This window comes from Marinobacter sp. 1-4A (genome assembly GCF_016597725.1).
GTDB lineage: Bacteria > Pseudomonadota > Gammaproteobacteria > Pseudomonadales > Oleiphilaceae > Marinobacter.
In genome coordinates this window covers 263,084-276,773 of record NZ_VCGY01000001.1, presented here as the reverse complement: position 1 = coordinate 276,773, position 13,690 = coordinate 263,084, and the positions used below count along the sequence as shown (strand labels likewise).

Sequence of the window (13,690 nt, the reverse complement as noted above, 5' to 3'; positions counted from 1 at the left end):
TTTACGGTTCTGTCTCGTGTTTATGCCGTCAGATGGACGGCATAAGGCCGTTTACATGGTCCATAAACTGGTTGCGATTCATTTCGCCCAAAACTCGCTGTTGTGTCATCTCCTCTCCACTGCTGTTGTAGAACAGAATGGCGGGGGGGCCGAACAAGCCTAGTTCATCGAGCATTGCCTGCTGCGCTGGCGTGTTATCCGTCATATCAATTTGTATCAGAGTGAAGGGGCTGAGTAAGGCGGTCACGTCGGCTTTGCTGAACACGTTGCGCTCCATGACTTTGCAGGAAATGCACCAATCTGCGTAGAAATCCAGCATTACCGGGCGGCCCTCTTGACGGGCTTTCAAGAGCATGTCCTTGATGTCGGAAGGTGCATCCACCCGGTTGAACCCTCCGTGGCTATCGTCATATCCGGCTTTATTCACTTGAGGGCCAGATGAGCTGGCCTTGGCGACGAAAGGATCCAGTGGCGCGAGTGGATCATTGGCACCGGCAACGGCTCCGGCCAGCAATGCTAGCCCATAGGCAAAAAAGATCAGCCCCAGGCCTTTGCGAGTTCGCTCCCAGCCCGCTTTTGCTGCGTCGAAAGCGCCCAGTTGTACGCCGGTTATGGCAATCAGAATACCCCAAAGTGTAAGCCCAACCCAGCCTGGAACCAGACGTTCAACCAGCCATATAGCAACGGCAATCAGCATTACGCCGTAGAAGTGCTTGACCGTGGTCATCCAGTGCCCTGAGGTTGGCAGAAGCCTGCGCCCACCTACAGCGACCAGAATAAGAGGGACACCCATGCCCAGACCAAGGGCAAAGAGTGCTATACCTCCGATGAACGCATCCTGTGTTGTGGATATGTAGAGCAGGCTGCCAGCAAGCGGGGCAGATACGCAGGGAGATACAACCAGAGCGGAAAGGGCGCCTATGCCAAAAACGCTGACAACACGGCCTCCGGTTAGTCGCTGGCTTGCGTCATTTAGGGGCTCTCGGATAAACCGCGGAAGCTGTATTTCGAACAAATCGAACATAGACAGCGCAAACACCACAAACATCAGCGCAAATAGGCTCAGAACCCAAGGAGACTGAAGCTGTGCTTGCAGGTTGAAGCTAGCTCCCAGAAGCCCGGTAAGAACGCCAGCCGCCGCATAGGTGAGCGCCATGCCCAAAACATAGCTGCTAGCAAGCAGCAGTGCGTGCCCGGTGGTTTTGGTGTTCTGGTTGGACACCAATGACGAAATAATCGGAACCATTGGCAGCACGCAAGGGGTGAAAGTCAGGCCCAATCCCAACAGTAGGAATAAGCCGGCAATCATCAAGGTTGACTGCTCAGCCAGAAACCCCGCAAGCCCGGTGGCAGAGTTGGTGTCTATCTTGGGAGAGGTGCCCGTCAATCCTGAACCGGCGCTTTCCGGTGACTGTGTGCCGGGCCCTGAGTTCTGGCTTTGGTAAAATAATACCTCGCGGGTCTGCGGCGGGTAGCAAAGGCCCGCTTCGGCACAGCCTTGATAGGTGACTTCAAAACGGGCTTCCCGTGTATTGTCCGGAAGTGTTACTGGAATACGGGCTTCTATAGGGTCGAAAAAGACGGTCGTTTTACCGAAGTATTCGTCTTCGGTCTCAATGCCCGGGCTGGAATAGATGGGTGCGCCAGCAGTAGTGCCCTCATCTAACGCCTTAATACTGATGCGGTCCCGATATAAATAGTGTTTGGGTGTGATGTCCCAGAATAATACGATCGCATTGTCATCCGTGGTGTGGCTGAACGGAAGCGCTTCGTCCACAGGGAGAAACTGGCTGCTCTGGCCACCGAAAAGAGAGTTGCTGCTGCCAAAAGCCCAGGATGGGGTTGCAGTGATTATCAGCAGAACAAGAATAAGCAGGCTTGCTAGGGAGATGTTGTGGCGAGCGTTGCTGGATGCGATGGATAGGGCTGTCATTGAGTACACAGTTTCCCGGTAAATGTCTTGGTAGAGAAGGGCCTCGATCATACAAAGTATGCCAGTGCCCCGATAAATACTTGCGAGTGAGTGGACACAGTGGCCCCTAGAAAGTTCCCTCTGGCATTGGGCGCGTTAAAGTCGCACAATAGCTTCCCAATGAATAACAGTCCCAACGATCTTATCATGTTGTTTAATGGCCTGTTCCGGGAAGCATTTCGGACAATATTGGTCAAAGGCGGCAAAGAACCTGAATACCTGCCAGCAGGCGGTATCAATGACGTTGCACAGGTTGTGTTTGCCCATGGCTATTATGCCAGCGCGCTTCATGAAATTAGCCATTGGTGCATTGCAGGTGAGCACCGGCGCACACTCCACGATTACGGGTACTGGTACTGTCCTGATGGCCGAACATCTGCGCAACAGAAGGCTTTCGAGCAGGTTGAAGTAAAGCCGCAAGCGATTGAATGGCTGTTTTCCGTGGCTGCAGGCTCACGCTTTCATATTAGCGTAGACAACCTTTCCGGAGGCGGCGCATCTGATGAGCACGGCTTTCGGTGCAGTGTGCTGGCGCAGGCAGAGGACTATCTGGCCAACGGCCTTCCAGAGCGGGCGCAGGCCTTTTTTGATACGCTTAAATCGTTTTACGGGACTGGCGCAAGCTTCAATAAAGCTTGGCGCGAAGACGTCAGGCGAGTGGTTCCGTTATATTTTGCAAAAGAACATTATGAGGCAAACTGAGACTCCATGACATCTGACCCAAAGCACACCGGCGATCTAAGATTCACCGACCTGAATCTGGACAAGCGCCTATTGGACGCCATTGCTGCCATTGGTTTTGAATACTGCACACCCATACAGGCTGAAACCCTGCCCTGGACGCTGGCTTGTGAAGACTTGATTGGCCAGGCCCAGACAGGTACCGGCAAAACAGCCGCTTTCCTTATTACCGCTATTCAGAGCTTGTTGGAGACTCCGATACCGGAGGGAGACCGTTTTGCGTCGGAACCTCGTGTGTTGGCGTTGGCGCCAACTCGTGAATTGGCCATGCAGATTGCCAAGGATGCGGAAGAGCTATGCAAGCACACCGGCCATAACGTCGTTACCGTTGTGGGCGGAATGCACTACGACAAACAGCGGGAACAGCTGCACAACGGAATCGTTGATATTCTTGTGGCAACCCCGGGCCGCCTGATTGATTTTCTCGGCTCTCAGGATGTGTTTCTCGATCAGCTCGACATCCTCATCCTGGATGAGGCGGATCGGATGCTGGACATGGGTTTTATACCAGACGTTAAGCGCATTATCCGCAAGTGCACACCCAAAGATGAACGCCAGACGCTGCTCTTCAGTGCCACTTTCAATCAAGATGTTCTGAACCTTGCGTCGATGTGGACCAATAATGCCGAGTTTGTAGAAATCGAGCCGGAACAGAAAACCGCTGAACGGGTTGAGCAAACGGTTTACATGGTTGGTGATGATGAAAAGCTGCCAGTGCTGGTGAACTATCTTAAGCGTCCGGAGGTTGAAAAGGCCTTGGTGTTTGCCAATCGCCGTGATCAGTGTCGGGATCTTGAAGAGGATTTGCGCAATCAAGGCGTCAAAGTTGCACTAATGTCTGGAGAGATTGCTCAGGCTAAACGCCTGAAAACCCTTGATCAGTTCAAAGCGGGCAGCATTCAGGTACTGGTGGCTACGGATGTTGCCGGGCGCGGAATCCATGTGAATGGCGTTACCCACGTATTCAATTACAACCTGCCAGACAGCGCAGAAGATTACGTGCATCGCATCGGGCGTACCGGTCGCGCTGGTAAGACTGGCGTATCAGTCAGTTTTGCGGGTGAGGATGACTCCTTCGGTCTTCCGGCCATCGAAAAATATATCGGCCAGAAACTGAAAACAACCGTTCCGGAAGAAGAGTTGATGGCTGAAATGGAAAATCCCCCGATCACCCGTAAACGTGGCCGTCGTCCGTCTCAGGGAGCGGGTGGCCGGAGTCCGGGCGGGCGTGGTGGCCCACGTCCACGCAGGAACTGACAGGGCGGAGCCTTTGCATGTTGATTGTTGCAGATGAGAATATTCCACTTTTGGACGCCTTTTTCGGTGACATAGGCGAAATCCGTCGCGTCTCCGGGCGTACCATGAGTTCCGAAGATGTTAAGGATGCTGACGTGCTGCTGGTTCGGTCCGTCACCCGGGTGGACAGCGATCTGCTTGAAGGCAGCCGCGTGCGCTTCGTCGGCACTGCAACCATAGGAACCGACCATGTAGATCTTGGTTGGCTCGAGGAAAAGGGTATTCGATTTTCTGCCGCGCCGGGATGTAATGCCAATAGTGTTGTGGATTATGTGCTTGCAGTTTTGTCCTTATATGCAGAGCGCTGCGCACTGGACGACTGGTCACAACTCAGCGTCGGCATTGTCGGCGTAGGGAATGTTGGAGGGGAGCTTGCAGAAAAGCTGTCCCGTCTCGGCTTTACCGTCAAACTTTGCGATCCGCCACGCGCAGATCGTGAGCCTGAGAGCGAACATAGGTTTGTTGCTTTGGATGAGGCGTTGGCTTGTGACGTTGTTTCTCTGCACACCCCACTGACCCGTGACTCGGCTTATCCAACCTATCACATGGTGGGTGAACGGCAACTATCCGGGATGAACTCGGAACAGCTTCTTATTAATTCCGGGCGTGGCGAGGTCATTGACAGCGCTGCACTTGGGAAGTGTCTGGCGGGGGCTAACGCACCCTTGGTCGCTCTCGATGTTTGGGAGCAGGAGCCAAGGATAAATCCGGATCTGGTGAGTAAAGTTTGGTTGGCCACGCCTCACATTGCCGGTTATAGCTTAGAAGGCAAGGTTCAGGGAACAGAAATGATATATCAGGCTGCATGCCAGTTTCTTGGCCTACCAACGCGGAAAAAGGCTGGGCAGTTTCTTCCCGAACCGGCGCTGAGTAAAGTGTCTTTTACAAGCGCTGCCGACGAACATGCGGCAGTCCGAATTGCATTGCGGGCCTGCTATGACCCCCGTCAGGATGATGCGCGCTTGCGCAATGCGATGAAGAAATCCTCAGCTGATGACCGTGGCACGGCTTTCGACCGTCTGCGTCGCGACTATCCTGTGCGGCGGGAGTGTTCAAGCTTAAAAGTGCAGCTCAAAGGTACGAGCAGATCCTTACAGGACAGCTTTCGCGCTATCGGTTTTAAGCTGAAAATATAATTGTTTGCTGTGAATAAACGAGGGCTTAAGCCCCCGTTTTGCTTTTCTATGGCAGTGATTTACCGGGTTTACTTGCTGGCGAAGAGTGTCGCCCGAACAGCATGACTGATGCGCATGGAGTGGCGACTTTTAAGCGCAGTTCGCACCAGATGAATGTGGCTGGAGAGATCTTCCCTTAAAGACGGAGGCAAAGGCTCTACAGCAAGGTCATCCGGGTGACTCAGCTCTTGAACGAGCGCGTCGGGCGCAGGCGAGCTGAGGCGTATGAAGGCTTCTTGAGTAAGAACTGCTTGATCAAGGGCTTCCTGCCGGATGGTGTCAACGTACCGGAGAAACCCTTCTTCTGCCAGCCATAACAATGCGCCAAAGCAGGCCATGTGGCGCTTGCTGTGTAAGCCAAACTCATCCGGCTCGTCCGGGCCAGCGATATCCTCTACGAACAAATTTACCCGCCTCGGAAAAGCCCCGTACAGTTGAACCAGAGCTATGGCGGCATCTTTGTAAAACTCTTCAACGTGGATGTCGGCCATGAGCGAATCCGTCCTGCCTGTGCGTTTTACTGTCGGTGCACTTCACTGTCGGTAGTTAGCCAAAAAATTGCCCAGTCTACCCATTGCGTCTTCAAGCGTGTCTTTGCGGGGCAGGAAGACAACCCGAAGGTGTTGTTTGTCATCAATGTTGAAGGCGGAACCTTGAACCAGAAGTATTTTTTCCTGCAATAGTAAATCTAGAACCAGTTTTTCGTCATTTGCGACCGGGAACTTTTTCGGATCCAGTCTGGGGAACAGGTACAGAGCGCCCTGAGGCTTTACGCAGCTAACCCCGGGAATATCATTGAGCATTCGCCAGGCGGTTTCTCGCTGCTCATAAAGCCTGCCTTCAGGGGCCACCAAATCGTTAATCGACTGATAGCCGCCCAGCGCTGTTTGTATCGCCAGTTGCGCTGGAACGTTGGCACACAGGCGCATGTTCGAAAGCATGTCTATGCCTTCAATCAGGTCTTTAGCCCGGTGCTTTGCGCCGCTAATAATCATCCAGCCAGAGCGATAGCCAGCAGCGCGGTAATTTTTTGACAGCCCGTTGTAGGTAAAAAATAGCACGTCGTCGGCCAGCGATGCTGTGGAGACGTGCTGGGTGCCGTCGTACAAAATTTTGTCGTAAATCTCGTCAGAGAGAATAATCAGATTATGTTTACGAGCCAGTTCAATAACCTGCTCAAGAAGCTCTTGACTATAAACGGCGCCTGTAGGGTTGTTGGGGTTGATCAGTACAATGGCGCGGGTGCGGCGGGTAATCTTTTTACGGATGTCATCGATATCCGGAAACCAGTTTTGCTCCTCGTCGCAGCGATAGTGCACGGGCTTACCGCTAGAGAGCGTTACAGCAGCTGTCCAGAGAGGGTAATCTGGAGCTGGTATAAGTACTTCGTCGCCGGTATTGAGCATGGCCTGCATGGACATCACTATGAGCTCGCTAACGCCGTTGCCCAGAAAGATATCGTCGATATCGACCTTGTCGATGCCCCTCTGCTGGCAATAATGCATCACTGCCTTGCGGGCCGAAAACAAGCCCTTAGACTCCACATAGCCCTGCGCCTGATGCATGTTATAGATAACGTCCTGCTGAATCTCCTCAGGAACGTCCAGTTCAAACGCAGCAGGGTTGCCGATGTTGAGTTTAAGTACCCGGTGGCCTTCTTCTTCCAGCCGACGCGCTTCACGCATCACTACGCCACGTATTTCGTAACACACGTTATCCAGCTTGGCGGATTTGTAGTAGTTTTGCATAAGACCCGGGCTTCCTCAGTCAGTAAACGTAAAACAGGCACCTGCAATTCAGGCAAGCGCCTATTCTAGCGGAGGCTGGGCCAACGGCAACAGGGTAATTGTGATGAATTATGGCAAGTTTCCTGAGTATTGGGCTGCGCTGTGTCCAAAATTAGGACAGTTGACAGGCGCTACCGCTATTACGGATGATTGCGGCTGGTAGTGACATTGGACTGTCATATCTCGATTTCAACACAAGGAAAGTGTCGTGACTGCAGTAGCAACCCAACCTTACCTAGTTGTCGAATTTAGTGACGCTTAGCCTCTGTCCCTCTGCTTTAGTCTCCCAATACTATAAAGTAGGATTTATATATGGCATCTGCAATAGAGAAGGCTACTCTGCGAGCAAAAATGGAAAAATACGAAGGTAAAGTTAGCCATATGTATCTTGACTCAAAAGGTTTTGTCACAGTTGGAGTTGGGCATTTGCTCAAAGATCTCGCAAGCGCGCAAAAATTGAATTTCAAAAATGGTAATGCTAGGGCATCTAAAGGTGAGATTAGAGCTGACTACGAGGCAGTAAAAAAACAACCAAAGAATCGATTAGCCTCTTTCTATAAAAAGCATACAAGTCTCCAAATTTCCGCCTTCGATATAGACCTACTAACGGATAATCATATAGATAGTTTCGAAATTGAGTTGAAGAGACTTTTTTCTGATTTTTCAAAATACCCAAGTGAAGTAAGACTTGCATTGTTTGATATAATTTTCAATGTCGGAATGACTGATTTAAGAAATAATTGGCCAAAATTCACAAAAGCTGTGAAGGCGAAAGATTGGGCAGTAGCTGCAAAAGAATCAAATCGAAAATATCCTATATCAGCAGAAAGAAATAATTACGTAAGAGGGTTATTCGAGAGCGCTGCAAAGAACGCAAAATTATCATTAATACCATAAATCCCGGTGGACCTATGAACCTATCATTGCTAATTTGCGCTCGAATCTCAGCTGTTTTTTTGATATGCGTGGTGTTTTTTGGTTGTGCTGTTAGTGAATCAAGTGGAGTTAAGGGGGATACTCCAGTTAGTTGGAGTCCGGCGTTTACCATGCCAGAACTTGTCGATCTTTCGTATGATTCTATAACTGATATTCGAAATTTTCCGGATCTAATTAGCGCTCCTTGGTATGCCGGTATCGGTGTCGAGAACAAAAAAGGAGAGAAGGTATTTTTGTCATCCTGTGAGGATTTATTTCACGAGTATGGGCCGAAAACTCACACGATAAAAGCCAATGAAATGGCCGCCTATCTTGAATTGAAAGTTATGTGTGAAACGACGCGGCTACTGATTAACTCAGATTCCGCAAAGTATAGCTTTATTCCAGATGTTTTTCTTGATGAATTTTTGCCGAAAGTTTGGCCAAAGGAAATCGCTATGACGATATCTACTTTGGAATTAAAAAGAATAAGTGATAACTCTAATTTTAAGGTGTGGGGTGATGTTATGACCATTGATAGATTTGAAAAGGATTCAGAGGAAAAGGCCACTTATTTTCATGATGGAGGATTTCAAGAAGTTGATGTCTTAGGAAATGGAGATTTTAATGGTGACGATACCAACGATATTTTTGTGGTTGTGCGTGATCATGTGACCGGTGGGGATTATTTTAATGTGCGACTATTTGTTTTATCGGTCAATCGAAAAGGCGATTGGGAGCTTCTTGAGAGTTTTTAAGCTTTTAGATTTTAAGTGCGCTTCTTTGGCGAAGCGCTTTGCTATTTTTTGAGTAGTGATTGTCCTTTATCGAATTTATCCAGAAAGCGATGGCGCTCCGCTCTGGCTGTTCTGGTTTCTGCTTCAAGGCTGTGTGCCAATACTTCCTGTACATAGCTAATGTGCTCACCGGCGATGCGTCGAGCCTCGTCCGGTTGATTTTTCATGATCGCCATAAACAGCTCAAAGTGCTGTTTCACCAACCGTTCGCGCGTTTCATCCCGTAGTTGATACATGCCGCCAATATTGGTGGCCACATTACGTTTAAGCGTATCGAGTAGTCCACGCATGGTGTGGAGTAGAACCATGTTGTGACTGGCTTCCGCTATGGCCATGTGAAACCGGGCGTCTGCAGCGCTTTCTTTGGCGCGTGCATCACTGGAGTGGGGGCTTGCGCTATAGCAGGCTTGAAGGTCGTCAAAGGCTGCCTGCAGATGTTGGCGATCAAGATCAGTCGCCCGTAGGGCGGCGTAGTATGCGCAATCCGCTTCCAGTGTATGGCGAAACTCAAGCAAGTCTTTGTGTACTTCCGGGCTGTTCTCCATCAGGGCCAGTAATGGATCACTGAAGCTGGAACCGAGTTTGGCGCTGACGAAATTACCGCCGCCTTGGCGGCTAACCAGAAGTCCTTTTGCCACTAGCTTTTGAACGCCTTCCCTTAACGAAGGGCGTGATACGCCAAACTGATCAGCCAGCACCCGCTCCGGGGGCAGGCGTTCGCCGGGTTTTAGAGATCCCTCCAGAATCATGGTCTCCAACCGTTCGACGATGGTGTCTGACAGTCTGCGCTGTTGAATTAGTGACATTATCACCTACCTTGATTTTGGTAAGACCAAAAATCCTTTAGATCCAATTTTGGGCTGTAGCTTTGATGCGCCAGTATCACACTATAGACCAATGATAAGTCAGTTTTGTTTGACATAGTGCTTGATTGTTTTTTAACCTATAAATGTTGCGTTGTAAATTGGTATTACCAATTTTTATTTTTCTCACTGTGCTGTTCGCATCAACGAAAGAGAGCGCCTGATGATCATCTCTGCTTCCACTGATTACCGTGCCGCGGCCAAACGCAGGCTGCCGCCCTTTCTGTTTCATTACATCGACGGCGGGTCCTATAGCGAACACACGCTTAAACGCAACGTTGATGATTTGTCGGGGATTGCTCTGCGCCAGCGAGTCCTGAATGACATGACTGAGCTAAACCTGACCACCAAGCTGTTCGACGAGACGCTGTCTATGCCAGTGGCCTTGTCTCCGGTGGGCTTGACCGGCATGTATGCTCGGCGAGGAGAGGTTCAGGCTGCCCGTGCTGCAGCTAATTTGGGTGTGCCGTTCACCATGTCGACCGTGTCTGTGTGTCCGATTGAAGAGGTAGCCCCGGCCATCAGTCGGCCCATGTGGTTTCAGTTGTATGTTTTGAAAGATCGGGGCTTCATGCGCAATGCCTTGGAGCGGGCTAAAGCTGCCGGTGTAACAACCTTGGTGTTCACCGTGGATATGCCGGTGCCCGGCGCCCGTTATCGGGATGCTCACTCCGGCATGAGTGGGCCTTATGCAGCGCCCCGGCGCATATTGCAAGCAATGACCCATCCACACTGGGCGCTGAACGTGGGCTTGCTTGGTAAGCCTCACGATCTAGGCAACATTTCTGCCTATCGGGGCAACCCGACGGGCCTTGCGGACTACATTGGCTGGCTGGGAGATAACTTTGATCCCTCCATCTGCTGGAAAGATCTTGAGTGGATTCGCGAGTTCTGGGATGGGCCTATGGTTATCAAAGGCATATTGGATCCTGACGACGCCCGCGATGCACGCAGCTTTGGTGCAGATGGCATTATTGTATCGAATCATGGAGGTCGCCAGCTTGACGGCGCACTTTCTACTTGCCGAGCATTGCCCGCGATAGCAGATGCAGTAAAAGGCGACATGAAGATATTGGTCGACTCTGGTATTCGCACAGGGTTGGATGTACTGCGAATGCTCGCCTTGGGCGCTGACTGCACCATGCTAGGACGCGCCTATATTTATGCGCTGGCTGCCGATGGCGAAGCTGGCGTTACCAATCTGCTGAAGTTGATTGAAAACGAAATGCGCGTTGCCATGGTGCTAACCGGAGCGCGAACCATCGCTGATGCAAGCTCTGAGTTGCTGGTTCAGCCATAGATGAGTGATCAGAGGGTTGTTATGAGTTTGCCAGCCGATTTTGTGAGTGCCGTAAATCAAATAATTCCTGCAACGCGCCGTTTTGATGACCCATTATCGACACTGGCGTTCGGAACCGATGCTAGTTTCTACCGTTTGATACCGAAACTTGTCGTGCGGGTGAGCGCAGAGCACGAGGTTGTCACGCTATTGCAGTTGGCTGGCGACCATGGAGTGCCCGTGACTTTTCGCGCTGCGGGCACCAGCCTTTCGGGCCAAGCCATTAGTGATTCGCTGCTGATTGTATTGGGTGATGGCTGGAGCCGGCGGGATGTTTTGGATAAGGGTTCGCGCATTCGCCTTCAGCCCGGCGTTATTGGTGCTCAAGCAAACGCTGCGCTAGCACCCTTGGGGCGTAAAATTGGCCCGGATCCCGCGTCGATCAATGCCTGTAAGATTGGCGGTATTGTCGCTAACAATGCCAGTGGAATGTGCTGTGGCACCGCCCAAAATAGCTACCAAACCCTCCATGCTATGCGGCTGGTGCTTGCAGATGGCAAAGTGCTAGACAGTGAAGACCCCGATAGCGTGGCAGATTTTCGCAGTAGTCATCGTGAACTACTTGCTCAGCTGGAACGCTTGGCACGCGACACCCGTGCCAACAGCGCACTGGCTGAGCGTATCCGCCATAAATACCGGATGAAAAACACCACCGGTCTGTCACTGAACGCCCTGATAGACTTTGACGATCCGCTGGATATTCTGCTCCACCTGATGGTGGGCTCCGAGGGTACTTTGGGCTTCATTAGCTCAGTCACATACAACACAGTGCCGGAGTACCCGCACAAAGCTACCGCCTTGGTGGTGTTCGAAAGTGTAGAAGAATGTTGCCGGGCTGTGCCGCTACTGAAGCAACAACCGGTAGATGCGGTAGAACTTCTGGACCGGCGAAGCATGCGCGCCGTGGAAAATCAGGATGGTCTACCGGAGTGGGTAAAAGCGCTTTCGCAGGATGCTTGCGCCTTGCTGATTGAAACCCGCGCCGCCAGTCGGTTGATACTGCACGAACAGATCGAGCGGGTGCGCTCGGTATTGGTGCCCTTCTCGGTGGAAAAGCAGGTTGAGTTCACTGAAAACGCAACGCTATCGAACAAGCTCTGGGCCATTCGCAAAGGTACGTTTCCCGCTGTTGGCGCGGTGCGCCCCAATGGCACCACAGTTATCATCGAAGATGTTACGTTTCCCATTCCCCAGTTGGCCGAAGGTGTTAAGCGGCTGACCAAATTATTTGAAAAACACGATTACCATGAAGCGATCCTGTTCGGGCATGCTCTGGAAGGTAACCTGCATTTTGTATTTACCCAGAGCTTTGAAGATCCTGCCCAAGTGGCCCGTTACGAAGCATTTATGGGTGAAGTTGCCCACCTGGTGGCGGTGGAGTTCGGTGGCTCGTTAAAAGCGGAACATGGAACCGGGCGCAATATGGCGCCGTTTGTGGAGCTGGAGTGGGGCAGTGACGCCTATCAACTGATGTGGAAGATAAAGCGCTTGCTGGACCCACAGGGCATTCTTAATCCGGATGTGGTGCTGTCGAAGGATCCCGACATTCATTTGAAGAACCTCAAACCGCTACCTGTGGCCAATCAGATTATCGACAAATGCATAGAGTGCGGCTTCTGTGAACCAGTATGTCCGTCCCATGGTTTAAGCTTGAGCCCGCGTCAGCGCATAGTGATTTGGCGGGACATTCAGGCTAAAAAGCGAATGGGCGTAGATACGCATGAGCTCGAAAAAGCCTACCAGTATCAGGGCATAGACACCTGTGCCGCCACGGGTCTGTGTGCCCAGCGCTGCCCGGTTGGCATTAATACCGGTGATTTGGTGCGTGAGCTGCGCGCCGATCAGGCGCAGGCTCACCGACGCGCCGACTGGCTGGCAGAACACTTCGCCGGTGCGTTAAAAGGGGTTCGGCTAGTTCTCGCTGCGGCGGATAGCGCAAACCGCCTCTTGGGCGCACCGCGTTTACAGCGCTGGACTGAATCCAGCAAAAAACTCAGCGGTGGTCGGATACCGTCTTGGAGTCCAGCTATGCCGCAACCAGTGCGCTGGGTCGAGAATATAAAGCCGCCTGCAGACACCGTGCGCCCGCGCGTGGTGTACTTACCGTCCTGTGCCTCCCACACTATGGGGCCGTCACGTTCCGACAGCGAGCAGGTTCCATTGTTGGCGAAAACCCGTCAGCTGTTGGAAAAAGCTGGCTACGAGGTGGTGTTTCCAGACGCTATGGATTCGCTGTGCTGCGGCCAGCCTTTCGCCTCTAAAGGTTACCCACAACAAGCGGACCGTAAACGGGCTGAAATGCTGGCAGCGGTGAAACGTGCCAGCCGCGAGGGCATGGACCCAATCTACTGTGATACCAGCCCCTGCACACTGCGGTTGCTGCAAGAGCAGAGTCACGGCCTGAATATATACGATCCGGTGCGCTTTATTCGGAGCCACCTGTTCGACCGGCTTGAATTTACACCGCAGACTGAATCGGTCGTGGTACATGTTACCTGCAGCACTCAACACTTGGGCGAAGGGCAGGCACTCATAGAGATTGCCCGTAAGTGCAGCACGAACGTAGTGGTGCCGGAGGATATACACTGCTGCGGCTTTGCCGGAGATAAGGGCTTTACCCTACCGGAACTGAACGATCATGCTCTGCGTTTTCTGCAACCGGCGGTGCAGCACTGTACTGAGGGAGTGTCGACGAGCCGAACCTGTGAGATTGGTTTGAGCAGCCACAGTGGCGTGGATTATCACAGCTTGGTGTATTTGGTTGACCGAGTAACCCGCCCAAGTTCTCAGTGATGGTGAATCTGC

11 protein-coding genes are annotated in these 13,690 nt (G+C 51.8%); 7 read left to right on the top strand and 4 right to left on the bottom strand.

Annotated features, from left to right (window positions below; all coding sequences use genetic code 11):
* Positions 1–28: 28 nt before the first annotated feature.
* Positions 29–1,933 carry a protein-disulfide reductase DsbD gene (dsbD, locus tag FE845_RS01210; RefSeq protein ID WP_200361141.1) on the bottom strand — a complete coding sequence of 635 codons (1,905 nt, stop codon included), beginning with the start codon at positions 1,931–1,933 and terminating at the stop codon, positions 29–31.
* A gap of 159 nt (positions 1,934–2,092) precedes the next feature.
* On the opposite strand from dsbD, the gene FE845_RS01205 reads away from it, so the two are divergent.
* The 3 genes from FE845_RS01205 to pdxB are packed head-to-tail and all read left to right on the top strand — an operon-like array spanning position 2,093 to position 5,145.
* A complete protein-coding gene (locus FE845_RS01205; RefSeq protein WP_200361139.1) occupies positions 2,093–2,674 on the top strand; it encodes an elongation factor P hydroxylase in 582 nt (193 codons plus the stop codon).
* A gap of 6 nt (positions 2,675–2,680) precedes the next feature.
* Complete coding sequence (locus tag FE845_RS01200) at positions 2,681–3,970, top strand: DEAD/DEAH box helicase (protein WP_200361137.1); 1,290 nt, start codon at positions 2,681–2,683, stop codon at positions 3,968–3,970.
* 17 nt (positions 3,971–3,987) lie between these two features.
* Positions 3,988–5,145 (top strand): 4-phosphoerythronate dehydrogenase PdxB, encoded by a 1,158-nt coding sequence (gene pdxB / locus FE845_RS01195; RefSeq protein WP_200361135.1) that lies wholly within the window; start codon positions 3,988–3,990, stop codon positions 5,143–5,145.
* 68 nt (positions 5,146–5,213) lie between these two features.
* Here the strand turns inward: pdxB and FE845_RS01190 are convergent, their stop codons facing one another.
* Both FE845_RS01190 and FE845_RS01185 read right to left on the bottom strand, forming a co-directional pair.
* Entirely contained in the window at positions 5,214–5,675 is a 462-nt protein-coding gene (locus FE845_RS01190; RefSeq protein ID WP_200361133.1) for a hypothetical protein, read from the bottom strand.
* Positions 5,676–5,717: 42 nt separating this feature from the next.
* On the bottom strand, positions 5,718–6,932 hold the full coding sequence (locus FE845_RS01185) for a pyridoxal phosphate-dependent aminotransferase (protein ID WP_200361131.1): 1,215 nt from the start codon (positions 6,930–6,932) through the stop codon (positions 5,718–5,720).
* Between the two features lie 351 nt (positions 6,933–7,283).
* On the opposite strand from FE845_RS01185, the gene FE845_RS01180 reads away from it, so the two are divergent.
* On the top strand, positions 7,284–7,868 hold the full coding sequence (locus FE845_RS01180) for a glycoside hydrolase family protein (protein ID WP_200361129.1): 585 nt from the start codon (positions 7,284–7,286) through the stop codon (positions 7,866–7,868).
* 14 nt (positions 7,869–7,882) lie between these two features.
* Entirely contained in the window at positions 7,883–8,644 is a 762-nt protein-coding gene (locus FE845_RS01175) for a hypothetical protein (RefSeq protein WP_200361127.1), read from the top strand.
* Positions 8,645–8,685: 41 nt separating this feature from the next.
* On the opposite strand, the gene FE845_RS01170 is transcribed toward FE845_RS01175, so the two are convergent.
* Positions 8,686–9,489, bottom strand: a complete 804-nt coding sequence (locus FE845_RS01170) for an FCD domain-containing protein (protein ID WP_227713987.1) — start codon at positions 9,487–9,489, stop codon at positions 8,686–8,688.
* 220 nt (positions 9,490–9,709) lie between these two features.
* On the opposite strand from FE845_RS01170, the gene lldD reads away from it, so the two are divergent.
* Together lldD and FE845_RS01160 are read left to right on the top strand one after the other, a co-directional pair.
* The gene (lldD, locus tag FE845_RS01165; protein WP_200361123.1) at positions 9,710–10,846 is read left to right on the top strand and encodes an FMN-dependent L-lactate dehydrogenase LldD; all 1,137 of its coding nucleotides are present in this window, start codon (positions 9,710–9,712) and stop codon (positions 10,844–10,846) included.
* Between the two features lie 21 nt (positions 10,847–10,867).
* On the top strand, positions 10,868–13,678 hold the full coding sequence (locus tag FE845_RS01160) for an FAD-binding and (Fe-S)-binding domain-containing protein (RefSeq protein ID WP_200361115.1): 2,811 nt from the start codon (positions 10,868–10,870) through the stop codon (positions 13,676–13,678).
* Positions 13,679–13,690 lie beyond the last annotated feature (12 nt).

Excerpts from the sequence above, each read along its gene's own strand:
- dsbD (WP_200361141.1), bottom strand. The coding sequence starts at position 1,933 with ATGACAGCCCTATCCATCGCATCCAGCAACGCTCGCCACAACATCTCC.
- FE845_RS01205 (WP_200361139.1), top strand. The coding sequence starts at position 2,093 with ATGAATAACAGTCCCAACGATCTTATCATGTTGTTTAATGGCCTGTTC.
- FE845_RS01200 (WP_200361137.1), top strand. The coding sequence starts at position 2,681 with ATGACATCTGACCCAAAGCACACCGGCGATCTAAGATTCACCGACCTG.
- pdxB (WP_200361135.1), top strand. The coding sequence starts at position 3,988 with ATGTTGATTGTTGCAGATGAGAATATTCCACTTTTGGACGCCTTTTTC.
- FE845_RS01190 (WP_200361133.1), bottom strand. The coding sequence starts at position 5,675 with ATGGCCGACATCCACGTTGAAGAGTTTTACAAAGATGCCGCCATAGCT.
- FE845_RS01185 (WP_200361131.1), bottom strand. The coding sequence starts at position 6,932 with ATGCAAAACTACTACAAATCCGCCAAGCTGGATAACGTGTGTTACGAA.
- FE845_RS01180 (WP_200361129.1), top strand. The coding sequence starts at position 7,284 with ATGGCATCTGCAATAGAGAAGGCTACTCTGCGAGCAAAAATGGAAAAA.
- FE845_RS01175 (WP_200361127.1), top strand. The coding sequence starts at position 7,883 with ATGAACCTATCATTGCTAATTTGCGCTCGAATCTCAGCTGTTTTTTTG.
- FE845_RS01170 (WP_227713987.1), bottom strand. The coding sequence starts at position 9,489 with ATGTCACTAATTCAACAGCGCAGACTGTCAGACACCATCGTCGAACGG.
- lldD (WP_200361123.1), top strand. The coding sequence starts at position 9,710 with ATGATCATCTCTGCTTCCACTGATTACCGTGCCGCGGCCAAACGCAGG.
- FE845_RS01160 (WP_200361115.1), top strand. The coding sequence starts at position 10,868 with ATGAGTTTGCCAGCCGATTTTGTGAGTGCCGTAAATCAAATAATTCCT.